The sequence below is a fragment of the Morganella psychrotolerans genome (assembly GCF_001676055.1).
GTDB lineage: Bacteria > Pseudomonadota > Gammaproteobacteria > Enterobacterales > Enterobacteriaceae > Morganella > Morganella psychrotolerans_B.
Genome location: NZ_LZEX01000001.1, coordinates 487,188 through 508,680 on the forward strand (window position 1 = coordinate 487,188; position 21,493 = coordinate 508,680).

At 49.7% G+C, this 21,493-nt stretch carries 22 protein-coding genes; 13 read left to right on the plus strand and 9 right to left on the minus strand.

Annotation, left to right across the window (positions count from 1 at the left end; translation table 11 throughout):
* Positions 1-578 precede the first annotated feature (578 nt).
* Positions 579-701 (plus strand): hypothetical protein, encoded by a 123-nt coding sequence (locus tag AYY17_RS22495; protein ID WP_268872990.1) that lies wholly within the window; start codon positions 579-581, stop codon positions 699-701.
* A 99-nt stretch (positions 702-800) separates the two neighbouring features.
* Positions 801-1,004, plus strand: a complete 204-nt coding sequence (locus AYY17_RS02290) for a YpfN family protein (RefSeq protein WP_067398322.1) — start codon at positions 801-803, stop codon at positions 1,002-1,004.
* Here the strand turns inward: AYY17_RS02290 and AYY17_RS02295 are convergent.
* From AYY17_RS02295 to AYY17_RS02315, 5 genes are all read right to left on the minus strand, one after another.
* Complete coding sequence (locus AYY17_RS02295; RefSeq protein ID WP_067420943.1) at positions 991-3,006, minus strand: tRNA(Met) cytidine acetyltransferase TmcA; 2,016 nt, start codon at positions 3,004-3,006, stop codon at positions 991-993. The genes AYY17_RS02290 and AYY17_RS02295 overlap by 14 nt on opposite strands.
* A 10-nt stretch (positions 3,007-3,016) precedes the next feature.
* A complete protein-coding gene (locus tag AYY17_RS02300) occupies positions 3,017-3,469 on the minus strand; it encodes a DUF441 domain-containing protein (RefSeq protein WP_067420945.1) in 453 nt (150 codons plus the stop codon).
* Positions 3,470-3,574: 105 nt separating this feature from the next.
* The gene (ypfJ, locus tag AYY17_RS02305) at positions 3,575-4,462 is read right to left on the minus strand and encodes a KPN_02809 family neutral zinc metallopeptidase (RefSeq protein WP_067420947.1); all 888 of its coding nucleotides are present in this window, start codon (positions 4,460-4,462) and stop codon (positions 3,575-3,577) included.
* Positions 4,463-4,715: 253 nt separating this feature from the next.
* Positions 4,716-5,429, minus strand: coding sequence for a phosphoribosylaminoimidazolesuccinocarboxamide synthase (gene purC / locus AYY17_RS02310; protein WP_067420949.1), 714 nt, complete (start codon positions 5,427-5,429; stop codon positions 4,716-4,718).
* 153 nt (positions 5,430-5,582) lie between these two features.
* Positions 5,583-6,353 (minus strand): DeoR/GlpR family DNA-binding transcription regulator, encoded by a 771-nt coding sequence (locus AYY17_RS02315; protein WP_067420951.1) that lies wholly within the window; start codon positions 6,351-6,353, stop codon positions 5,583-5,585.
* Positions 6,354-6,446: 93 nt separating this feature from the next.
* Between AYY17_RS02315 and AYY17_RS02320 the strand changes: the two genes are divergently transcribed.
* Together AYY17_RS02320 and AYY17_RS02325 are read left to right on the plus strand one after the other, a co-directional pair.
* Positions 6,447-7,262: an inositol monophosphatase family protein gene (locus AYY17_RS02320; protein WP_067420953.1), complete on the plus strand. Its 816-nt coding sequence runs from the start codon at positions 6,447-6,449 to the stop codon at positions 7,260-7,262.
* 52 nt (positions 7,263-7,314) lie between these two features.
* Positions 7,315-8,472 carry an MFS transporter gene (locus AYY17_RS02325; RefSeq protein WP_067420955.1) on the plus strand — a complete coding sequence of 386 codons (1,158 nt, stop codon included), beginning with the start codon at positions 7,315-7,317 and terminating at the stop codon, positions 8,470-8,472.
* A gap of 21 nt (positions 8,473-8,493) precedes the next feature.
* On the opposite strand, the gene AYY17_RS02330 is transcribed toward AYY17_RS02325, so the two are convergent.
* From AYY17_RS02330 to dapA, 3 genes are all read right to left on the minus strand, one after another.
* Positions 8,494-9,525 carry a glycosyltransferase gene (locus tag AYY17_RS02330; protein WP_067420957.1) on the minus strand — a complete coding sequence of 344 codons (1,032 nt, stop codon included), beginning with the start codon at positions 9,523-9,525 and terminating at the stop codon, positions 8,494-8,496.
* Between the two features lie 269 nt (positions 9,526-9,794).
* Positions 9,795-10,844 carry an outer membrane protein assembly factor BamC gene (bamC, locus tag AYY17_RS02335; RefSeq protein ID WP_067420959.1) on the minus strand — a complete coding sequence of 350 codons (1,050 nt, stop codon included), beginning with the start codon at positions 10,842-10,844 and terminating at the stop codon, positions 9,795-9,797.
* Between the two features lie 17 nt (positions 10,845-10,861).
* The gene (gene dapA, locus AYY17_RS02340) at positions 10,862-11,761 is read right to left on the minus strand and encodes a 4-hydroxy-tetrahydrodipicolinate synthase (protein WP_067420961.1); all 900 of its coding nucleotides are present in this window, start codon (positions 11,759-11,761) and stop codon (positions 10,862-10,864) included.
* Positions 11,762-12,078: 317 nt separating this feature from the next.
* Here dapA and AYY17_RS02345 point away from each other — a divergent pair, with 317 nt between their 5' ends.
* Positions 12,079-12,621: an ACT domain-containing protein gene (locus tag AYY17_RS02345; protein ID WP_067398340.1), complete on the plus strand. Its 543-nt coding sequence runs from the start codon at positions 12,079-12,081 to the stop codon at positions 12,619-12,621.
* Positions 12,622-12,658: 37 nt separating this feature from the next.
* Positions 12,659-13,129, plus strand: a complete 471-nt coding sequence (gene bcp, locus AYY17_RS02350; RefSeq protein ID WP_067398342.1) for a thioredoxin-dependent thiol peroxidase — start codon at positions 12,659-12,661, stop codon at positions 13,127-13,129.
* A 110-nt stretch (positions 13,130-13,239) separates the two neighbouring features.
* Here the strand turns inward: bcp and AYY17_RS02355 are convergent, their stop codons facing one another.
* On the minus strand, positions 13,240-14,331 hold the full coding sequence (locus tag AYY17_RS02355; RefSeq protein WP_067420963.1) for an AI-2E family transporter: 1,092 nt from the start codon (positions 14,329-14,331) through the stop codon (positions 13,240-13,242).
* A 136-nt stretch (positions 14,332-14,467) separates the two neighbouring features.
* On the opposite strand from AYY17_RS02355, the gene bepA reads away from it, so the two are divergent.
* The 7 genes from bepA (at position 14,468) to AYY17_RS02390 (ending at position 21,470) form a co-directional block, all read left to right on the plus strand.
* The gene (bepA, locus tag AYY17_RS02360; protein ID WP_067420965.1) at positions 14,468-15,931 is read left to right on the plus strand and encodes a beta-barrel assembly-enhancing protease; all 1,464 of its coding nucleotides are present in this window, start codon (positions 14,468-14,470) and stop codon (positions 15,929-15,931) included.
* Between the two features lie 15 nt (positions 15,932-15,946).
* The gene (gene arsC, locus AYY17_RS02365) at positions 15,947-16,303 is read left to right on the plus strand and encodes an arsenate reductase (glutaredoxin) (RefSeq protein ID WP_067420967.1); all 357 of its coding nucleotides are present in this window, start codon (positions 15,947-15,949) and stop codon (positions 16,301-16,303) included.
* A gap of 159 nt (positions 16,304-16,462) precedes the next feature.
* Entirely contained in the window at positions 16,463-17,017 is a 555-nt protein-coding gene (locus tag AYY17_RS02370; RefSeq protein ID WP_067420969.1) for a two-partner secretion domain-containing protein, read from the plus strand.
* Between the two features lie 244 nt (positions 17,018-17,261).
* Positions 17,262-17,891 (plus strand): CDP-alcohol phosphatidyltransferase family protein, encoded by a 630-nt coding sequence (locus tag AYY17_RS02375; RefSeq protein WP_067420971.1) that lies wholly within the window; start codon positions 17,262-17,264, stop codon positions 17,889-17,891.
* Between the two features lie 2 nt (positions 17,892-17,893).
* The gene (locus AYY17_RS02380) at positions 17,894-19,660 is read left to right on the plus strand and encodes a bifunctional alpha/beta hydrolase/class I SAM-dependent methyltransferase (protein ID WP_067420973.1); all 1,767 of its coding nucleotides are present in this window, start codon (positions 17,894-17,896) and stop codon (positions 19,658-19,660) included.
* A gap of 84 nt (positions 19,661-19,744) precedes the next feature.
* Positions 19,745-21,085 carry a phosphatase PAP2/dual specificity phosphatase family protein gene (locus tag AYY17_RS02385; RefSeq protein WP_067420975.1) on the plus strand — a complete coding sequence of 447 codons (1,341 nt, stop codon included), beginning with the start codon at positions 19,745-19,747 and terminating at the stop codon, positions 21,083-21,085.
* On the plus strand, positions 21,078-21,470 hold the full coding sequence (locus tag AYY17_RS02390; protein ID WP_067398355.1) for a hypothetical protein: 393 nt from the start codon (positions 21,078-21,080) through the stop codon (positions 21,468-21,470). Before AYY17_RS02385 ends, AYY17_RS02390 begins: the two co-directional genes overlap by 8 nt.
* The last annotated feature ends 23 nt before the right edge of the window (positions 21,471-21,493 follow it).

Here is a 21,493-nt window from a genome sequence, read left to right on the forward strand (position 1 = left end):
TCCCGTATAATCATCATTATTACGCTATAAAAGTCAGTATGTTATTTAACGCTGTATTGCCGGATAATTAAAAAAACAAATGTTAATTTATATTCCTGAAGACTTTTTTTATTGAAAAACAAGAACAAACAGATAAGAAATAAAATCGCTGGTATGAGAAAAACCGGATATTCCTGAATGTATTACAGGATAAAATAAAGATCAAACAGCCGGGATTGTGAAAAGAACCTGAATATTGCGGGATAAAAAAATGAATAAAATTTATTTGTGATGTAAAGCAAAACGATAGAGGTAAGACCACATACTTTACCCGAAAAAGGTCAGCAAAATACACCTGCAGAGTCTTATTCAGAGTGAAAAAAGCGATAAAATATTGCCGGTCACTTAATTCGTTACATCACTGTTTAACTTAGTCCTGTTATTGTTTTCCGCGTGGTACCAATTGGTTATTTTCTTTTTTTTTAAGCTCTCCGCGGATGCAGAGAGCTTTTTTTTTTAATTCCGGTATATCCTTTTTTATATGTACAGCTTACTGAGCGCAGCCAACGAAGCTGCAGTTTGACGAAATAAGGGTATATATGTTGAAGATAATCAGTTTGATTGCCGTTATTATGCTGTCCGGGTGTGCCGGGGTTGGCGTCGGGGCATCAGGTGGCTCAGAGGGCGCATCTGTCGGGATCGGGACAGGTATCGGTTTTTAGTGTCCCCGGTAAACAGATGCTCAGTAACATCTCAAATGTGGTAATCTGTCTTTGCGACACGGTCAAATGGTACCGGACAGATAAAAAAAAGGTAATCACATGCAACAATGGTTAGCAGACTACTGGTGGATCATCCTGGTGCTGTTTTTTGGTATTATTTTAAATGCAATTAAGGATTTAAAGCGGGTGGATCACAAAAAATACCTGCTGAACCGCCCCGAGTTGCCACCACATCGTGATAATAATGCCCAATGGGATGATGAAGACGACGACCGCCCGGATAATTCATCTAAAAAGCCATAATCATTGATGCTGTCTGCTGTGCCCACTCCGGGCGCAGCGAGTGCAGTACCTCCGCTGTTTCCTGCCGTAATGCGCTGAGTAATGCTTTCTTCCCGATTATCTGCGGCTGTTTCCGTGTGCTGTCATCCGTTGTATTTCCTGGTAACAGAGCGGATAACCGCGCGGTTTGTGCCGGGTAGCAGGTCTGTAATAATGTCAGTGCAGGATCTGCAACTGCCTGCGGTTTGGCGGCAAACGCAAAACCGGCAAGCATCATCCACTCGGTATCATTCAGTACCGTTGCCCTGACTGACGTTACCGGTGAGGATCCCCATGTGCGGGAAAGCACGCTGCAATCACGGGCAAACTGCTGTTGTGCGGCTTCAGCCAGTGTTTCACCTGCCGGTGAAAGCGGCAACAGCAGCATGGCGGTATAGCAACCACTTCCCGCTTCAGGATGTGTGCCCATTCTGGCAAAACGAAATCCGCAGGCTGTCCAGAATGCTGCCAGTTCCGGGGTATAGCCAAAGCTGACGGATAAATAATCCAGCCCGCAGGCTTTTGCATCTTCCGCCGCCCGCCGTAACAATTTCCGCCCCAGCGCGTTGCGCCGGTATGCACCGTGAACGGCAATCCGGCTGACGCGTCGCGAAACAAGCTGTGCCGCCTGCGGAAAATAACTGTGTGCCGCCAGTGACTGTGCCAGCAGATTACCGGGCGGCCGCCGAAATCCCGCCCAGACCGCCTGTGACAGCGCAGCGGACAATCCGCCCTCATCAACAGTCCAGAGAGCGGCAGCCACTTGCCCACATTGGCGGAACAGCGAAAAATGCTGTCCGCCTGCATCTGCCAGCCGCCGTAAATCAAGGGGGGATGTCCGGTAATGTGCGGCAGTGAGCAAGCCATAGAATCCGGCAAGCAGGGCAGGATCATCACACAATGCCTGCTGCGGTAACGATTGATACTCACATGACCCCGGTAATACCGGTATTTCTGCCGGTTCTTGCAGTAACAGCGCCTTATCCAGCCAGTTTTCCAGCGGATCATTATCCGCCCAGCGAACCGGATGGGTCAGCGAAAGCAGCGTAAAACCCGGCAAGGTATAACAGAATTTGAGTAAAAAGCCGCGCCCGGTGCCTTCATAACCCTGAACAGTGGACAGAAGCAGAACGCGGGGGAAAGCGGCCACAATTCGTGAGAGCTGCGGTAACGGGATCATCGCGGCTTCATCGATAACCAGCCAGCCATATTTACTGAGATCGGCGGTTTCACTTAAAACCAGCAGATTGTCCGGCGGAATAAATTCCACATTATCAGACTGACTGAGGTAGTGCTGAATAACAGAAACCGATACTTTTGCCGGTGCACATAACAGATGATGACCCGGTGTCTGTGCCAGAAACAGACCGGCGAGAGCCGATTTTCCCCGGCCGCGGGCAGCAGGAAGGCCAAAAATACCGGTATCCGCCTGACGCAGTTGTGACAGTACCGATTGCTGATCAGGTGTGGGAGAGCCATCCGGCAGCCGCCAGCGCGCCCGCTGAGGTAAAAGAGATAATTGACAGGATTGTCCTTCATGCCAGCAGACAACCGCTTCATCATCCAGGGTCTGTGCCAGATGGCGCATAAAACGGGGAGCCGCGATTAACTGCCCGCGATCGTTCCAGCGCAGGCTGTCTTCATCGGGGCGCGTCAGCCATTCTGATTCAGCGGGTAACAACAAAATCAACCAGCTGCCTGCCTGTAAGGTGCCGGTCAGCATTGCCAGCGCTTCAGTGTGAAGGCCGTGGCGGGCATCAAATACGCCGTGACGAAATTCCCGGCCCAAGAGTAACCGCGCCTGCGCAGCGGCAACAGCCCCGGGCAGGCAAGAAGAAATTACCGGCCAGTCACCGGAAACCGCTGCCATAACAGCGCGCAGCGTTTCCTCACACCAGGCATCGCTTCCGCTCAGTACCCACAACCGGCGGGCACCTTGTTTACTGAGTTGTTCTGTGCAAAGCGGGAGTGTCTCAGGCAACATCATCTATCCGCTACGCTTTGCCGATCAGCATTGAGAGGATCCCCGCCGCAATCAGCGGCCCGACCGGAACACCTTTAAACATTGCCACACCGATAATGGTTCCGACCAGTAAACCGGCCACTGTAGAAGGTTGGTTACTCATCAGTGTAACCCCGCGGCTGCCGAGCCATGAAACCAGAATTCCGATAGCTATCGCCAGCAGGGATTTCCAGTTCAGAAAGGAGCTGAGTACATCACCGGCGCTGATTTTTCCGCTGGCAATAGGCGCCATCACCCCGATAGTCAGGATGAGTATCCCGAATTTCAGTCCGTATTTTTCAACAAACGGAAAATAGCTGTTCAGTGGCGTAATGCGCACTGCCAGCAAAAAAAGAAGGGCGAGAGTTACCGTCATATTGTTACTGATAAGCCCGAGTCCGGCTAAAACCAACAGAATAATCAGGGTCGGGTCAATATTGCTCATGTGAGATCCTGCATCAGGGGGATGAAAAACACCGATAGTATGCGCTTGTAAACGGATAATCAAACTTCTGCCCGGTTGATGCAGGAAACCACCGGGCAGAAACCATTATTTCAGTGCGGAGAATGTATCACATTGCGCAATGTCGCCGGTGTCAAAACCGCGTTTAAACCATTCATGGCGCTGCGCGGATGTACCGTGCGTAAAGCTGTCCGGGATAACCCGTCCCTGACTCTGTTTTTGCAGACGGTCGTCGCCGATAGCCTGCGCCGCATCCAGTGCATTCTGTAAATCACCCTGCTCGAGGAGCCCGGTATTTTTCATTTCATGCCCCCAGATACCGGCAAAGCAATCCGCTTGTAATTCCATTTTAACGGATAACCGGTTTGCTTCTTTCTGACTGCTGCGCTGCTGACGCTCACGCACCTGACTGTCAATTCCCAGCAGATGCTGAACATGGTGGCCCACTTCATGGGCAACCACATAACCCTGCGCGAAATCACCACCCGCCGCCAGTTTGGTGCGCATATCATCATAAAAAGAGAGATCGATATACACTTTCTGGTCAGCCGGACAATAAAACGGCCCCATTACCGCCTGTCCCGTACCACACCCGGTAGGCGTGGCACCACGATACAGTACCAGTTTCGGCTCGCGGTACTGACGGTTCATCTGTGAAAATCTCTGTGCCCAGACAGCTTCTGTTTCTGCCAGCATCACACCGGTAAATTCAGCCTGTTTCTGTTCCTGAGCATTACTCTGTGCCGGACGTTGTTGCGCGGACGTTTGCCCGGCTCCCATCGGATCGCCGGAAATAAAGCCCGTCAGGTCAACGCCGTAAAACCCGGCAACGACAACAATCACTATCACCACCAGACCAGCTTTACCGCGCGGTAACGGAATACGCGGTCCGCCGGATGATCCCCCCGGCATTCTGCTGCCGGAACCCCGGCGGTCTTCTATATTGTCGCTCTGACGACGCCCTTGCCAACGCATGATAGCTCTCTGCTCTGATAGATGTACCCTTATTCATTCAGTTGGCCATGCTCCGATTGCCGCCTGCCTGCATCCTGAATGACGTTGGGTATAGGATAAGTATTAAGTATATAGTACAGAGAAAACCTGGTGAGGAAAAACGCTTCTTTCTTTCAGTATGCTGTTAAAAAGCAGCCTGAGCTGCTTTTTAACCTTATTCATTCAAATTGCAGGTTCGTTGGCGAAACGAAGCCCGCCGGGTATATAATAATCGTTAGTCCAGCTCAACACCCAGGCGGCGCGCCACTTCTTCATAGGCTTCAATAAGGCCGCCCAGACTCTGACGGAAACGGTCTTTATCCATTTTATTGAGGGTTTCTTTATCCCATAAACGGCTGCCGTCCGGCGAAAATTCATCCCCCAGCACAACCTGTCCTTTATACAGACCGAATTCCAGTTTGAAATCCACGAGGATAAGACCGGCATCATCAAACAGGCGGGATAACACGTCATTAGCGAGATAACTCAGACGCTTCATTTCAGCGAGGTTTTCCTGACTGACCCAGCCGAATGTTTCACAGTAAGATTCGTTGATCATCGGGTCGTGTTTGGCATCATTTTTCAGGAAAAGGTCAAAGATTGGCGGATTCAGCACCAGCCCCTCTTCAGTTCCGAGACGTTTAACCAGAGAGCCCGCAGCACGGTTGCGGATCACACACTCGACCGGCACCATATCCAGCTTTTTCACCAGGACATCGGTATCAGACAGCAGTTGCTCCATCTGGGTAGGGATCCCCGCCGCTTCCAGCTTACTCATGATAAAGTGATTAAATTTGTTATTAACCATGCCCTTACGATCAAATTGCTCGATGCGCTCACCATCCAGTGCTGATGTATCATTGCGAAATTCCAGAATCAGCAAATCAGGATTATCCGTGGTATAGACGGTTTTGGCTTTACCACGATACAGTTCAGCTTTCTTTTGCATCTTGCACTCTCCAGACAGGATTAATAATAGGCATATCGCCTGATGTGTTTATTCTCCCTCAGAACGCACAGAGAAGCAATCGTTTGCGTGAGAAAAACAACAGCGCAGGTAAGAGTGTGCGGCAGATACGGCAAACCGCCAACCCGGCTTAATTTATACCATAACAAGGGATAACCCCTGCTGTATAAGCAGGTCACGGGCTGATTGCGGAGTACTCCTGCCAAGCACGATATAACTCAAATCCTGACACCCCGCCACACGGTGACGGGCTATCCGTCCCAGTTTACCGGCGGTTATCCCGGTGACAACCTGGTTACTCTGCTGCACCAGCGCACGTTTAAATGCCGCCTCTTCAAACCCGGAAACGGTGACGCCACCGTCCGCATCCATTGCGCAACCGCCGAGAAAACAGAGATCAATATACAGGTTTGACAATTGTTGCAGTGCCTCAATACCCAGACAGGCACCTGACGGCTGATGCAGCTTTCCGCCCAGTACAATCAGTTCAAACTGCGGGTATTTAGTAAGCTGTGCAGCGGTAAGCGGCGTATGCGTTACAACTGTCAATGAAAAATCAGCGGGCATCTGCTGTGCCAACAGTAAATTCAGGCTGCCGGAATCCAGAAAAACCGTTGTATTGTTTTTAATTAACCCTGCACAACCGAGCGCGATATTTTCTTTTTCTGCACTATTCTGCCCGATCCGTTGCTGAAAATCCGCAACCTCACCAAGCACACTGACCGCGCCGCCATAGACCCGTTTGCAGAGCCCTTCTTCCGCCAAAACCTGTAAATCACGCCGTATTGTGTGCTCTGACACACCAAGCTGTGTGACCAGTGCACTGCACTGAACCCGTCCTTCTGTCTGTAATAATTGTCGGATCAGGGATTGCCGTTGTTCCGGAAAAGCTGCATAATCGAGCACGTTAATCTCCTTTAAGTTGCAAAAAGAATCATAACCGAGCACCTTAAAATGTCAACTAACCCTTTATACCCGACGTTATTCAAGAGATAACTGATGAACATACGCCATCCTGATATTGCATTTTTTCACCAACTGGCTAACCGCGCGGCACAGGAAACATTGCCCCGCTTTTTGTCGTCACACCATCTTAATATCGATACTAAAGTCAAAGAGGGCGTCAGCTTTGACCCGGTGACAGAGGCTGACCGTCAGGCTGAAATCGCTATGCGGGCGCTGATAAATACGGTGTATCCCTCTCACAGTGTGCTGGGTGAGGAGTTTGGTCTCAGTGACGAAAGTGGTAAAAACGGGGAAAGTGATTATCAGTGGATCCTCGACCCGGTCGACGGAACCCGCCCTTTCCTGCTCGGTTTACCGGTCTGGGGTACGCTTATGGGGTTAACTTACCGTGAACAGGCCATTATGGGCATGATGAGTCAGCCTTATACCGGTGAACGATTCTGGGCTGATGGTGAGCGCAGCTGGCACAGCAGCCCTCACGGTACATTTGTGATGAAAACCCGTAAAAACATTACGTTGGAAAACGCTATTCTGCATACTAATTCACCGGAACCTATATCCCGCTTTCCTTCGGTAAAACTGACTGCGCTGATGGACCGGGTTCTGATGACCCGTTTCGGCGGAGAGTGCTACGCGATGGCGATGGTTGCCGCCGGACGTATTGATTTATGCTTTGATTATGCATTGCAGCCTTATGATATAGCTGCCTTTATCCCGATAATCGAGCAGGCGGGCGGCTGTGTGACCACTCTTGACGGCGGACGTCCTGAAAAAGGCGGCGCGATTCTTGCCAGCGGTTGTCCCCGTCTTCATCAGCAGGCGCTTGCTATTCTGAATGGTAATGATTAGCCTTAATATGATTATCTGATTTATATAATTTGTACTGATAAGGTTTTGAGTTATGAGTGATATTCTTTCTGTGGTCCCTTCCCCGGCTCCGGCACGGCGGGAACAAATGGCAACCCGCGCACTCTTTTTTGTCGCCGGTTTTGCCTCTGCCGCCTGGGCCGCACTGGTGCCGTTTGCCAAACTGAATACCGGGGTCAATGATGGTGTTCTCGGGCTGTTATTATTGTGTCTGGGTGGCGGTGCGCTGGTCGCAATGCCGCTCACCGGAATTCTGACCACCCGCTTCGGCTGCCGCCGGGTGATGACAACCTCCGTTATCCTGCTCAGTCTGACCCTGCCGTTACTCGCGATGATTAACCATACCGGGTTACTGGCACTGGCGCTGGTTGTTTTTGGTATGGGGATCGGAATTACCGATTGCGCCATGAATATTCAGGCAATTATTGTCGAAAAAGCCGCACCCAAGCCAATGATGTCAGGGTTTCACGGGTTTTACAGTGTCGGCGGAATAGCCGGTGCCGGGGCAATGAGTGGTTTTATGCTGGCAGGATTAGGAGCGGTTCAGGCGGCATCTGTTGTGATGATAATCTGCCTGCTGCTGCTGACTGCCGGTTATAAAGGTATTCTGGATTATGCCTATCCCGCTGAAGGTCCGGCCTTTGCCGTGCCGCGTGGTGCTGTGCTGCTTATCGGGATTGTCTGTTTTGCCACTTTTCTGGCAGAAGGGAGCGTGCTGGACTGGAGTGCGGTATTTCTGACTGAGTATCACCATGTGCCGGACAGCCTTGGCGGGCTTGGTTTTGCCAGCTTTGCCGTGCTGATGTCTCTCGGGCGTCTGACCGGTGATAAAATTGTCGCCGTGCTCGGACGTCCCCGGGTTGTCCTGTGGGGAGCACTACTTGCAGCCGGTGGTCTGCTTCTGAGTATTCTGACAGATAACTGGCTGATGGCACTCACCGGTTACGGGTTAATCGGGCTGGGTTGTGCCAACGTGGTGCCGGTGATGTTTTCTGCTATCGGGCGGCAGACCAGTATGCCCCCGGCGGTTGCTGTTCCTGCGGTCACAACTCTCGGCTATCTGGGTATTCTGGCGGGCCCCGCGTCTGTCGGGCTTATCGCATACCGGTTTACACTGCCCGCTGCTCTGATGGTTGTGGTCGGTTTATTGCTGGTGGTGGCACTGCTGTCACGCAAAGTCAGTATGCGGTGAGACAATTTCACACACCGGTTATCACGCCGGTGTTTTGGTATCTTCTGCAATGGCGGCCTTGAGTATCGCCTTCAGGCGCGGATAGCGCCGGGCAAGCCGCCAGCGCAGGCGTAAATCATTGGCATTATCCCAGATAAGTGTCCAGATCCCACGATCGAACAGTTCCTGTATCATCGCCTGTTGTATCACCTGTGATTCAATGTCATTGATGGTATGCAGGATCCCCAGCCCCTCTTTGGATATCTGCCAGTGACATGCCGGTACCTGCTTTACAACATCAGCATAACGATGATTGATAGCATTCAGCATTTCAAGTATTTTCATGTAGTTATGAATGGTCCGCACCCGTATTTTGTCATCCTGCGGCGTATGAGAGACGGATTCGGAATGGATCAGATAATCGTAATAACGTTCATCAATATATTCGACCCGCTCAGCCGTCAGCAGAAGCTCAGTGGTCCAGGGAATGTCCTGGTGATGCAGTCCCGGTTCAAAACGGTAGTTATGCCCGCGCAGAAATGCGCTGCGATACAGGTTAAGCCAGGTCACATGCAAAAATTTACGGGAATCCAGCGCCCGCTTCAGCCATTGCGGGCCTGAAATTACCCCTGTTGAGCGCAGACGGTCTGACGGAAAAATAGCATTAGGCTCCTGTCCGTCCTCATAGACATAAGTGCCGTTACAGGTCGCCACATCAAGCTGCCCCTGCAATGCAATATCCAGTAACCGCCCGTACATCGGCGGATGGATCACATCATCAATATCCGGAAATGTGACATAAACCCCTTTTGCGGCAGCAAACCCGGTATTGCGGGCAACAGAAACACCCTGATTTTCCTGACGGATAATCGTGACTGCCGGAAACTTGTCCTTCCATTCATCCAGAACTGCGGCGGTGTTATCTTTGGAGCCGTCATCAACCAGAATCAATTCCCAGGCCGGCAGGCTCTGTTTTTTCAGACAATCAAAAAATTGAGGGAGAAATTTTTCCCCGTTATAAACAGCGGCAACAATGCTCAGTAAGGGTTGTGATGGAGCCACAGATAAATGCATATCAGTCCCGTCAATTGCGGATTCATGCTGAAACTGATTCAGCTTAAATAGTGATAACGTAATTATGATTTATCACTATAACGGCTGTGCCATTTATAAATGTAGCTAATGATGCCATAAGATTATGATAAGCCGGAATATCACACCCGGGAGGAGTCATAAATTGTACTGATTTGCCATAAAATAATTTACGCGCAAAAAAATACCGGTCATTAATCATAATGACCGGTATTTTTAATTATATTCACACGGTATATACCGGTGATTAATTACTTCAGCGCCGCTTTACTGAATGCAGCGTCCAGCGCTTTAACCATTTCATCATTTTCTTTCTGTGTCAGAGGTTTACCTTTGGCACTGATGAATTGCAGGCTGCTGCGGTTATTCAGGTCACCGACCTGCAGGGTGTAATCCCCTTCTGTAACAGAAGGATCGTCCATTCCCATGCTGCTCCATTCCGCAGAGCTGAGTCCTTTATAAGTAACTTCAACTTTACCCGTGGAGCGGGTACGGTCGCCTACTTTCATCCCGATACTTTCCAGTGCGGTCGGAAGGCGTGACCAGACCACATCAAACGGTGCGCGCACAACAATCTGCGGCAGACCTGTTTTATCGCTGCCGCTCTGAACTTCCAGAACAGCAAACTGACCGGCATTACTGTCCTGACGGGCAGCATTGCGCAGGCGATCCAGACCATCGACCACTTCATTGAGTGTCAGATTGTTATAACGGGTAATTTCTACTTTATCCGTTACCGTGTTTTCACCCTGCTTCAGGCCTTCACTGGTCACCACAACCGCCAGTTGTGAGCCTGCCGGTTCGATTTTGATACGCTGGCGGGACTGTAACGGCAGATCTTCATCCGCGCGCTGCCAGACAATCCAGTCGGTCACAATTTCACCGGTGGCTTCATTGCGCTGACTGACCGGTACGGAGCGATCTGCCAGAACGCTGTTAATCTGCGCCCACAATGTTTTATTTTCCGCCGAGTTTTCCAGCAGAAGGCGGCTGGAATCTGCCGCGGTTTCAGTACGGGAACCTGCTAACAGGCTGACGGTCTGTACCGGCGGACGAATATCCAGCGCCAGACCGGTCGCACCTTCATGCTTAACCTGAGGAATATCATACTGCCCGCTTTGTAACGGCAGGATCATCCCCTGAGGGACATTCAGCGTCTGCAACTGCGGCGCATCCAGATACGAGGTATCACCGCTGACCTGGCGCTTATAGCGCTGATCGCCGGAGCAGGCTGCCAGTAAAAAAACCACGGAGAGGCCAGCGACCTTCATAACCTTTGATTTTTGCAGTAGTGTTGCCATTCAGATTCCCTAAAGTATTATCGTATGCCGGCCGTCTTCATAGCCTGCCCGATCGTCTTCTGCCCCGCTTCCGTGAGAGGTAACAGCGGCAGACGCAATGTCTGCTCCGCGATCAGACCCAGCTGATGACAGGCCCATTTAACCGGTGACGGACTTGGTTCACAAAATAAATTGTGATGCAGATCCATCAGTTGATTGTTAATCACACGCGCCTGGCTGAATTCACCGCGCAGAGCGAGATCAAACATTTTTGCCATTTCTGCTGCCGCCACATTGGCTGTCACAGAAATCACACCTCTTCCGCCCAGTAACGTGAAATCCAGCGCAGAAGCATCATCACCACTAAGCAGAATGAAATTATCATCATTCACCAGGGTTTTGATTTCACTGACACGGCTTAAGTTCCCGGTTGCTTCTTTAATTGCAACAATATTGTCCAGTTTTGCCAGGCGGGCAACAGTTGCAGGTAACATATCACAGCCGGTACGCGTTGGCACATTATACAGAATTTGCGGTAATGCGGTATTCTCCGCAATCATTTTAAAGTGCTGGTACAGCCCTTCCTGAGAAGGTCTATTATAATAAGGTGTGACCGTCAGACAAGCAGCAATTCCCGTATTTTCAAATTGTTCCGTAAACCAGACGGCTTCATTTGTGGCATTTGCCCCTGTTCCTGCAATCACCGGAATGCGTCCTGCCGCAAACTCAAGCGTCGCCATCACCACATCAACGTGCTCCTGATGGGACAGCGTGGCGGATTCGCCGGTGGTTCCGACTGCCACAATCGCAGAGGTTCCTGCTGCAACATGATAATCCACTAACTTTTTGAGACCCGCCTTGTCAACACGACCCTGTGTATCCAGTGGTGTAACCATCGCAACAATACTGCCTTTTAAAACGTCATTTACGTGTGACATGTACGAAACCCTCATCAATCGGATAAATAGTTGACATCAATTTAATGGTACTTCTTAGTTGCACAGAAAAAAACTCCCTAACTGTACGTTTTTAATGAATTTTGTTAATACCCGGCACCAGACCTTAAAAAGAAGTAATAATGACCGCTTTTTTCACCGGTAAATCAGCGGAACACATGATAGCGTGTCTGTATCCGGTATGCTTGATATGACGCAATCATTTGATTATTACCACAGAGCACCAAACAGGTTATTGCCATCGGCCTTATCTTTCTTTATGTTTAACACATTCATGATGTCAGAAGAGGAATGTGGGTTTGCCGCAACGCGATCAGCAATATCTGGTTATCACAGCGCTGGGACGGGATCGCGCGGGAATTGTTAATGCAATCACCCGCCATGCCGGACAGTGTGACTGTAATATCGAAGACAGCCGCCTGGCCATTTTTGGTGAGGAATTTACCTTTATCATGATGTTGTCCGGCAGCTGGAATGCCGTGGCCATGCTGGAGTCCACCCTTCCTGTGCTGGCAGCAGAGTTAGATCTGCTGACAGTGATGAAGCGGACTCAGCGCGGGCACCAGCCGACAGCAACCACCGGTGTCAGTGCCCGGGTAACAGTGGCGGACGCGGCAGGACTGGTCGAACGGTTTACCAATTTATTTATGAAACTGGATTACACCCTGGCCGAACTGGTGTCAAAAACCCGGCCGGATGATGACAGCACGTCTGCCCTGCTGGAAATCCAGATTACTGCCCATCACCCTACGGGTGAAAATACGGATATATTGCAACAGCAATTTACCTGTCTTTGTGCTGAGTTACAGGCCGAAGGCAATGTTACCCTGATAAGTCATTAATTCTTATATTTATAATTACGTTTACGGAGAGTGTGTAATGAGCCCATTGAACGCCGGTGATAAGGCGCCGCAATTCAGCCTTCCTGACCAAGATGGTGAGTCAATCAGTCTTGCTGATTATCACGGTCAGCGTGTACTGGTTTATTTTTATCCGAAAGCCATGACTCCGGGCTGTACCGTCCAGGCATGTGGTCTGCGCGATAATATGGATGACCTGAAACAGTTCAACGTTGAAGTACTGGGGATCAGCACAGACAAACCTGAAAAATTATCCCGGTTTGCTGAAAAAGAACTGCTGAACTTCACTTTGCTGTCAGATGAAAATCACGAAGTTGCACAAGCGTTCGGCGTCTGGGGCGAGAAGCAGTTTATGGGGAAAACCTATGACGGCATCCACCGTATCAGCTTCTTAATTGATGCTGACGGGAAAATAGAACATGTGTTTGATAAATTTAAAACCAGTGATCACGACCAGGTTGTACTCGATTACCTGAAATCACACAGTTAATTTATTGAGCTGAATGAAAAAAACACTATCATTTGATAGTGTTTTTTTTATTACGTACGACTGTTTTTATAAAAGGCTGTCTGACGAATGTTTACCGGATAATCCGGGCGTTATTTATCTGACTTAGCCGGTATAGCCTGTGTTGTCTCAGGTATCACTTCTTCAGGCCAGGCATGAATAACAGCTTTAATTAATGTTGCCAGCGGGATAGCAAAGAATATTCCCCAGAATCCCCACAAGCCGCCAAAAATAATAATTGAGAGAATGATCACCAGCGGATGCAGATTAACTGCCTCTGAGAATAAAATCGGCACCAGAATATTACTGTCCAGCCCCTGAACCACAAGGTAAGCAATAAACATTGTCCAAAAATCCGGGGTAATTCCCCACTGAAATAATCCGACAAGAACCACCGGAACCGTGACAATGACGGCTCCGACATACGGGATAAGTACAGATACACCCACCAATACGCCCAATAACAGCGCATAATTCAGTCCAACCACCGCAAACACGATATAAGTACAGACACCGACAATAATCATCTCTGTCACTTTACCGCGGATATAATTGGAAATCTGCTGGTTCATCTCCTGCCAGACCTGACCGGCAAGAGAGCGGTTGCGCGGCAGAATACGCTGGAACCCGCGCAGCATCTGCTCTTTGTCCTTCAGTAAAAAGAAAATCATCAGTGGCACTAAAATCAGATAAATTGTCAGTGCCAGTAATCCCACCAGCGATGCCAGCGACATTTTCACCACCGAGTCCCCGACCGAGAGCAATTTACTGCGCGCATTGTCGAGGATCATATCCATCAGCCCCACGTCCATTAATGCAGGGAAGCGGTCCGGCAATTCGCGGGCAAATTCATTGAACCGGCTGAACATATTCGGCATATCCAGCAACAGATCCCGTCCCTGACTCCAGACAGTTGGCGCAAGGATAAAGATAACCAGCACACTTATCCCGATAAACAGGCTCAGGATCAGGCCAATCCCGACTTTTCGCGGGCATCCCCGTTTTTCCAGCTGATGAATCGGCCACTCCAGCAGATAGGCAAGTACAATGGCTATCAGCAATGGCGCTAAGATACCGCTGAAAAAATAAATAATTCCGAAACCTGCCAGCAAAATGACGGTCAAAGCTACTGCCTGGGGATCGGCAAACCGCCGTCGGTACCATTGTATGATTAAATCCAGCACTGTACTGCTCCTTGGCTTAGTGGCGTAAATCTGACAATTCCTGCCACCCGGGCAGTCTGTGTGAGGATTTTACTTGAGTGTTTGCTATGATACACGAATTATTACCAGTGATAATTAACGGGGAAGACGTCATCCTATGAATTCGTTTCTGAAAAAACCGTTAGCAGCCTTATTGGCTGTCATCCTGACGTTACCGGCGCTGCCTGTTGCGCATGCCGCCATTGAGGATGCATTACCGGAAATCGGCACAACCGCCGGAGGCACGCTCAGTATCGGGCAGGAAAACCTGATGGGCGATTTCTATCTGCGGATGATCCGCAGCAGCTCACCAATGGTCTATGATCCTGTTTTACTGCAATATGTTAACACTCTCGGGCAAAAATTAGTCGCCAACGCAGATGCGGTAAAAACCCCGTTTAATTTCTTTCTGATAGCCAATCCGAATATCAACGCCTTTGCCTTCTTCGGCGGCAATGTGGTGCTGCACACTTCACTGTTCCGCTACAGTCTGACAGAAAGTGAACTGGCCTCAGTAATGGCGCACGAAATTGCTCACGTAACCCAGCGCCACCTGGCCCGCATGATGGAAGATCAGAAAAACAAAGCACCGCTGGCCTGGGCGGCAACACTTGGTTCAATTTTGTTGCTGATGACCGGAACCCCCGTCGGGGCAGCCGCGATGACATCAACAATGGCCGGAATTCAGCAAAATATGATCAGTTTTACTCAGTCAAATGAGCAGGAAGCTGACCGTATCGGCATGGGAACGCTGAGCCGTTCAGGGTTTGATCCGCAGGGCATGCCGGATTTCATGACCATTATGGTGGATATGTCCCGCTACAGTTCCAAACCACCGGAAATGCTGCTGACGCACCCCCTGCCGGACAGTCGTCTTGCTGATGCACGCAACCGCGCCAACCAGATGGCGCGTAAAAATCCGCCGCAATCTTTTGATTTTCTGCTCGCCCGCGCCCGCGCAATGAGCATGTACGGCGGACAGCCGCTGCGCAATGCCACCGATCAGATGATCGATAATTACAGTAAAGGTAACAATAAGGAGCAGATGGCCGCGGATTACGCGCGGGCAATTTTATTGTACCGCGACAATAAATATGATGCGGCTTCGCAAATTCTGACAAAACTGCTGGCGGCAGAGCCAAATAATGTCTGGTTTATTGATGTTATGACGGATGTCGATATCGGACTGAATAAAACACAATCTGCCGTGGCCCGGCTGGAAAGTGCCATAAAGCGGGATCCGGGAAATCCGGTTTACCGGATTAACCTCGGCAATGCCTATATTCAGAATAAACAGTATGATAAGGCAACAAAAATCCTGCGTAATTACACCTTTGATTACCCATCTGACCCGAGTGGCTGGGATTTACTGGCAGAGGCCGGCGGTAAATCGGGACATCGCGCTGATGAACTCGCTGCCCGCGCGGAATACCAGAACTTAATGGGTGATTTTGACGGCTCGGTTCGCAGCCTGACCGAAGCCAGCCGCCAGACGAAACTCGGCAGTTATGATCAGGCGCGTTATGATGCGCGGATTGACCAGATCCGCCAGTTACAGATGCAATTTAAACAATTTAAATAATTAATGAGGAAAACCATGACAGACACAGTCACCATCTGGCACAACCCGCGCTGCTCCAAGAGCCGTGAAACCCTGGCGCTGCTGGAAGAAAACGGCGTGTCTGCGGCGGTGATGCTCTATCTGGATACTCCGCCGTCGGTGGCAGAAATCAAAACACTGCTCAAAAAACTGGCATTTGACGATGCCCGCAAACTGATGCGCACCAAAGAAGCGCTTTACAGTGAATTGGGTCTGGCAGACGTCACAGATCAGGATGCATTAATTCAGGCAATGCATGACAACCCAAAACTCATTGAGCGCCCTGTTGTCATTAACGGGAAACAGGCCCGTCTGGGTCGCCCGCCGGAGCAGGTGCTGGAAATTATTAGCTGAATCAATAAAATCATCCCCGGCGATCATACCGGGGATGATTTTTATGCACTTAATTCTTACAAAATCAGTAATGTTCTTTTTATGAAATCGTTATTTATTTCTGATGATACATTTTATTCGGTTCATACCTGCCAAACAAAATGATTAAAGGAATCAATCATGAAAAAAACATTAACTGCATTATCATTCATCTCAGTTGCTGCATTTTCTGCTCACTCTGTAGCCGGTCCCGGAGAAATGGAATATACCTACCGGAATGGCGAAAAAATCCGCGTGGTAAGCCCGGAAGCACAGACTTCACTGTTTGAAAATACGTCCGGAAAACCCGTATTAGAAATTAATTCACCAAACAACCGCGGCATATCTCATAATATATTTGAAGAATATAATGTTGGCCGTAAAGGGCTAACCATCAATAATAATGAAAATGCCACCACCATTATCAATGAAGTAGTTGGCGATAAAGTCACCAATTTATGGGGAAATACCCATATTGCCGGAGGGAAAGCCAGCCTGGTGATTGTCAATCCTAATGGCGTAAACTGCCGCGGTTGCAGCTCAACCGGTACCACAATTTTCACTCACCGAAAAACACTGCCTGTTCTGGTCAATTCACTGAATAAGAAGACAATATTCCGTGGTGTGACACAGGCAAAAGCATCAGACAGACTCACAGATATCAGCCGTAATATTTCATTTTCTGTACAAAAATAAAAACGGCTCCGCTGCGGTATAAATCGCAGCGGTTTATCATTTTCCTGATAATCTCACCACCGCATTATTTTCCGCCGGAAACTTTCCCTTCATCATACTGTCATATTATTTATCATCACGATGAACTGATGATTACGCCACAGTGCAATAAACTTAAGAAAGCTCTTATTGTGACGAGGCCGGAATCACGTATTGATAGAACAAATAATGAATTTAAAATTTTCAGTGTCATCAGGGATAAAGAATGACCATCTATGACTTAAAGCCGAAGTTTCAGAGTCTGTTACGTCCTCTTGTTGTCCGGCTTTATAATGCCGGGGTAACGGCAAATCAGATTACGCTTGCGGCATTATGTCTTTCCGTGCTGACCGGCATTGTCCTGTTTCTCTTTCCCGTCCCCCTGCTTTTTCTGCTGCTGCCGGTTGTTTTGTTTATCCGTATGGCGCTCAATGCCATCGACGGCATGCTGGCGCGTGAACATAATCAAAAAAGCCGTTTCGGGGCAATACTGAATGAGCTTGGTGATGTAATTTCAGATACCGCGCTGTATTTCCCGTTTGTACTGCTGTTTCCGGCCTGTTCAGGCTGGATATTGCTTATCCTCTTTTTATCCCTGCTGACAGAATTTATTGGCGTGCTGGCACAAACTATCGGCGCATCCCGCCGCTATGACGGCCCCGCCGGTAAAAGTGACCGCGCATTTGTGTTTGGTGCACTCGGGCTGTGGGCAGCTGTTTTTCCGTTATCTCTCTTATCGGCAGTATTTCCGGTACTGTTTGCCATACTGTCCGCTCTGTTGTTTTATACCTGTTATAACCGAATCCGGCGTGCGTTGCAGGAATGTCAGCAACAAGACGCATCTCAAAAGGACTGATTATGAGTTTATCTTCTGATTATCCGACTCAGCGCGAAAGCATTGAATCTCAATTCAGCACCAGTGATCAACAACGTTTATTTTTTCGTTACTGGCCGTCTGCCACCGGTGAAAATAAAGCGATTGTGCTGTTTCACCGCGGGCATGAGCATTCCGGGCGTGTCGCGCATCTGGCTGATGAACTGGATTTACCGGATTTTGCCGTATTCGCCTGGGACGCCCGCGGGCACGGACGTAATGACGGTCCGAGAGGCTACAGTCCGTCAATGGGCACCTCCATAAATGACATCAATGAATTCATTAAATTTATTTCAGCGGAGTATGCTATTCCCGTCGAAAATATGATTGTGCTCGGACAAAGCGTCGGCGCCGTTACCCTGACCGGCTGGGTGCATGATTTTGCACCGAAAATCCGCGGGCTGGTACTGGCGTCCCCGGCATTTAAAGTGAAACTGTATGTGCCGTTTGCCCGCAGCGGGCTGGCATTGATGCAAAAAATACGCGGGCTGTTTTATGTTAATTCCTATGTAAAAGCCAAATTTCTGACTCATGACCCGCAGCGCATAGCCTCTTTTGAGCGCGACCCGCTGATCACCCGCCCTATTGCCGTCAATATTCTGCTGGAGCTGTATAAAACCGCCGACCGCCTGGTGGCTGATGCCGCCACAATTACAGTACCAACCCAGCTGTTTATCTCCGGCAGTGACCATGTGGTGCATCACAAACCGCAATATCAGTTTTATGAGCGGCTCAATACGCCAATCAAAGAAAAACATATTCTGCCGGGGTTTTATCACGATACCCTGGGTGAAAAAGATCGCCATATCCCGATTGCGGAGATCCGCCGTTTTATCACAACACTGTTTGAAGAGCCGCGTTATCAGCATGATTATTCACATGAAGATGTCTGCAGTGCCGGTGCGGATGCATACCGTGAATTACAGGTACCACTGCCGGATTATTGCCCGAAAAATCTGGGCTATAAATTACTGAGCAAAGCGATGTCCACACTAGGTAAAGCCTCGGAAGGCGTAAGCATCGGTTATGACAAAGGCTTTGATTCCGGCTCAACACTGGATTATGTCTATCGCAACCAAGCGCAGGGAAAAGGTATTTTCGGACGCATTGTTGACCGCCAGTATCTGAACAGTATCGGCTGGCAGGGGATCCGTCAGCGCAAAGTGAATATTGAAAAAATTCTGCGCCGTACTATCCGCACATTACAGGAAAGCGGAACACCGGTGCGGATAATGGATATTGCCGCAGGCCAGGGCCGCTACATTTTTGATGCTATCAATGATTACAGCAATATAGAGTCTGTTCTGCTGCGTGATTACAGCACAGTGAATGTCGAACAGGGACGGCTTCAGATTAAAGAGCGCTTCCTGGAAGATAAAATTCGTTTTGAGGAAGGCAATGCCTTTGATACCGCCGATCTTGCCTCTGTCACACCAAAACCGACACTCGGTGTGGTGAGCGGATTGTATGAATTATTCTCTGATAACAATTTATTACGGGATTCTCTTGCCGGGCTGGCACAGGCAATTGAGAGCGGCGGCTATCTGGTTTATACCTGCCAGCCGTGGCATCCGCAGGTTGAAATGATTGCCCGCGTACTGCCGAGCCATCAGGGCGGTAAAGCATGGGTAATGCGCTGTCGCAGCCAGGGTGAGATGGACGAACTGGTTGATAACGCCGGATTTGAAAAACTGGATCAGCTTATTGATAACTGGGGAATATTCAGTGTCTCTGTGGCAAAACGCCGCTGACAGTAACAATAATATTGAGGGGTGCAACGCCACCCCCTTATTTTTCGCGAACTGACATACTCTATTTTCACGGACAGACATACTATGGCTGATGTAGCGGATATACCTGCTCCGGTGTTTGCATCCCGCCGGAAACGGTGGGGATTTGCCTTTCTCTGGCTGCTGTTTCTGGCACCGTTTTTCTTTCTGACATACGGGCAGGTTAACAGTTACACGGCAACACTGCCGGATGTGCCCTCTCTTGCTTTCGGCTGGGAGCATCATATCCCTTTCCTGCCGTGGACCATTATTCCGTACTGGAGCATTGATCTCTTTTACGGGCTGTCGCTGTTTATCTGCACCACGCTACGCGAGCAATTTATTCACGGGCTGAGGTTGATTGTCGCGTCGCTGGCGGCCTGCGCCGGTTTTCTGCTGTTTCCGCTGAAATTCAGTTTCCCGCGCCCGCAAACAGATGGCTCCGCAGGCTGGATGTTTGATCAGCTGGAAATGTTTGACCTGCCGTTTAACCAGGCTCCGTCTTTGCACATTATTCTGCTGTGGCTGCTCTGGCTGCGTTTTCGTGCTCATGTGCCGCAAAAATGGCAGTGGTTTCTGCATTTGTGGTCTGCACTTATCCTGATCTCTGTCCTGACCACCTGGCAGCATCATTTTATTGATGTTATTACCGGCGGTGCTGTCGGGGTGCTGATAAGCTATCTGCTGCCGGTTGATACCCGGTGGCAATGGCGCACTCACCGTATTCTCCGGGGTTATCAGTTGGCAGTGCGATACGGGGTAAGCGGCCTGCTGCTTATCGTTGCCGCCGCAGTGATTGGCGGTCAGGGCTGGTGGCTGTTATGGCCGGCGCTGGCCTTTTTATGTGTGGCAGCGGGCTATTGCGGTGCCGGAACATCGGTCTTTCAGAAAGATAAAAACGGACAGATTTCCCCGTCAGCTGCTGTACTGTTACTGCCTTATCGCCTTCTGGCGCTAATCAGCTATTATTGGTATGCGCATCAGTGCCGCCATACCAGTGTGGTAAATGAGCATATCGCGCTGGGGGGATACCCGCAGGCGCCATTATCTGCCGCCGCTGTTCTGGATATGACCGGCGAATTCCCCCGCAGCCGTTATGCAGAGAGTCTTGCTTATCATTGTCAGCCGCAGTTGGATCTTTTTCCGCTGACAGAAGAAGAGATTGAATCCGCAGTGTGTCATCTGACCCGGCTGGCGCAGTCCGGTCAGGTGTATGTTCACTGTAAACTGGGTTATACCCGCAGCAGTACCGTGGTGGTTGCGTGGCTGATGAGACAGGGAATGGCAGAGAGCCTGCAACAGGCGCTGGCGTTAGTCAGACAGGCACGCCCGCAGATTGTACTGCGGGAACCCACCCTTGCCGCACTAACCCGCTGGGCGGCCCGTTACGGGAATAAACATGAATAATATAACGTATGATAATCAGGTAATCGTCATTTTTACGGCGGGCTGGCGCTATCTGGCGGGGCTGTCGTGCCTGGCGTTTCTCTTCCAGTTTATGCTGTATATCTCCGGGTTTTCCGGTGAATATCAGATGGTGACCGGAATTGTGTTTTTTCTGTGCGCAAACTATTTTATCTTCAGGCTGTGGCTGGATCACAATTTATTCCGCCACCTTGCAAAAACAGATGAAAACAGTGCCTTTGACGACACACTGACAACCCTGTTTCCCGGCAGAGCGCAACATACATCCTACGCACAGCGTCTGACCGGCACAAAGCGCCTGTTTCAGCAAGGTGCTTTGTGTATGGTGATTCAGTGGGCAGTATCTGTTGTTACGCTGATGAACTGAGATCAGGCGGCTGGCTGCATGCC

Coding starts and splice junctions, on each gene's coding strand:
- AYY17_RS02380 (WP_067420973.1), top strand. CDS start 17,894: ATGAGTTTATCTTCTGATTATCCGACTCAGCGCGAAAGCATTGAATCT.
- bcp (WP_067398342.1), top strand. CDS start 12,659: ATGAGCCCATTGAACGCCGGTGATAAGGCGCCGCAATTCAGCCTTCCT.
- dapA (WP_067420961.1), bottom strand. CDS start 11,761: ATGTCACACGTAAATGACGTTTTAAAAGGCAGTATTGTTGCGATGGTT.
- AYY17_RS02300 (WP_067420945.1), bottom strand. CDS start 3,469: ATGAGCAATATTGACCCGACCCTGATTATTCTGTTGGTTTTAGCCGGA.
- AYY17_RS02385 (WP_067420975.1), top strand. CDS start 19,745: ATGGCTGATGTAGCGGATATACCTGCTCCGGTGTTTGCATCCCGCCGG.
- AYY17_RS02330 (WP_067420957.1), bottom strand. CDS start 9,525: ATGCATTTATCTGTGGCTCCATCACAACCCTTACTGAGCATTGTTGCC.
- AYY17_RS02375 (WP_067420971.1), top strand. CDS start 17,262: ATGACCATCTATGACTTAAAGCCGAAGTTTCAGAGTCTGTTACGTCCT.
- AYY17_RS02290 (WP_067398322.1), top strand. CDS start 801: ATGCAACAATGGTTAGCAGACTACTGGTGGATCATCCTGGTGCTGTTT.
- AYY17_RS02370 (WP_067420969.1), top strand. CDS start 16,463: ATGAAAAAAACATTAACTGCATTATCATTCATCTCAGTTGCTGCATTT.
- AYY17_RS02320 (WP_067420953.1), top strand. CDS start 6,447: ATGAACATACGCCATCCTGATATTGCATTTTTTCACCAACTGGCTAAC.
- AYY17_RS02390 (WP_067398355.1), top strand. CDS start 21,078: ATGAATAATATAACGTATGATAATCAGGTAATCGTCATTTTTACGGCG.
- bepA (WP_067420965.1), top strand. CDS start 14,468: ATGAATTCGTTTCTGAAAAAACCGTTAGCAGCCTTATTGGCTGTCATC.
- AYY17_RS22495 (WP_268872990.1), top strand. CDS start 579: ATGTTGAAGATAATCAGTTTGATTGCCGTTATTATGCTGTCCGGGTGT.
- purC (WP_067420949.1), bottom strand. CDS start 5,429: ATGCAAAAGAAAGCTGAACTGTATCGTGGTAAAGCCAAAACCGTCTAT.
- AYY17_RS02325 (WP_067420955.1), top strand. CDS start 7,315: ATGAGTGATATTCTTTCTGTGGTCCCTTCCCCGGCTCCGGCACGGCGG.
- AYY17_RS02295 (WP_067420943.1), bottom strand. CDS start 3,006: ATGTTGCCTGAGACACTCCCGCTTTGCACAGAACAACTCAGTAAACAA.
- ypfJ (WP_067420947.1), bottom strand. CDS start 4,462: ATGCGTTGGCAAGGGCGTCGTCAGAGCGACAATATAGAAGACCGCCGG.
- bamC (WP_067420959.1), bottom strand. CDS start 10,844: ATGGCAACACTACTGCAAAAATCAAAGGTTATGAAGGTCGCTGGCCTC.
- arsC (WP_067420967.1), top strand. CDS start 15,947: ATGACAGACACAGTCACCATCTGGCACAACCCGCGCTGCTCCAAGAGC.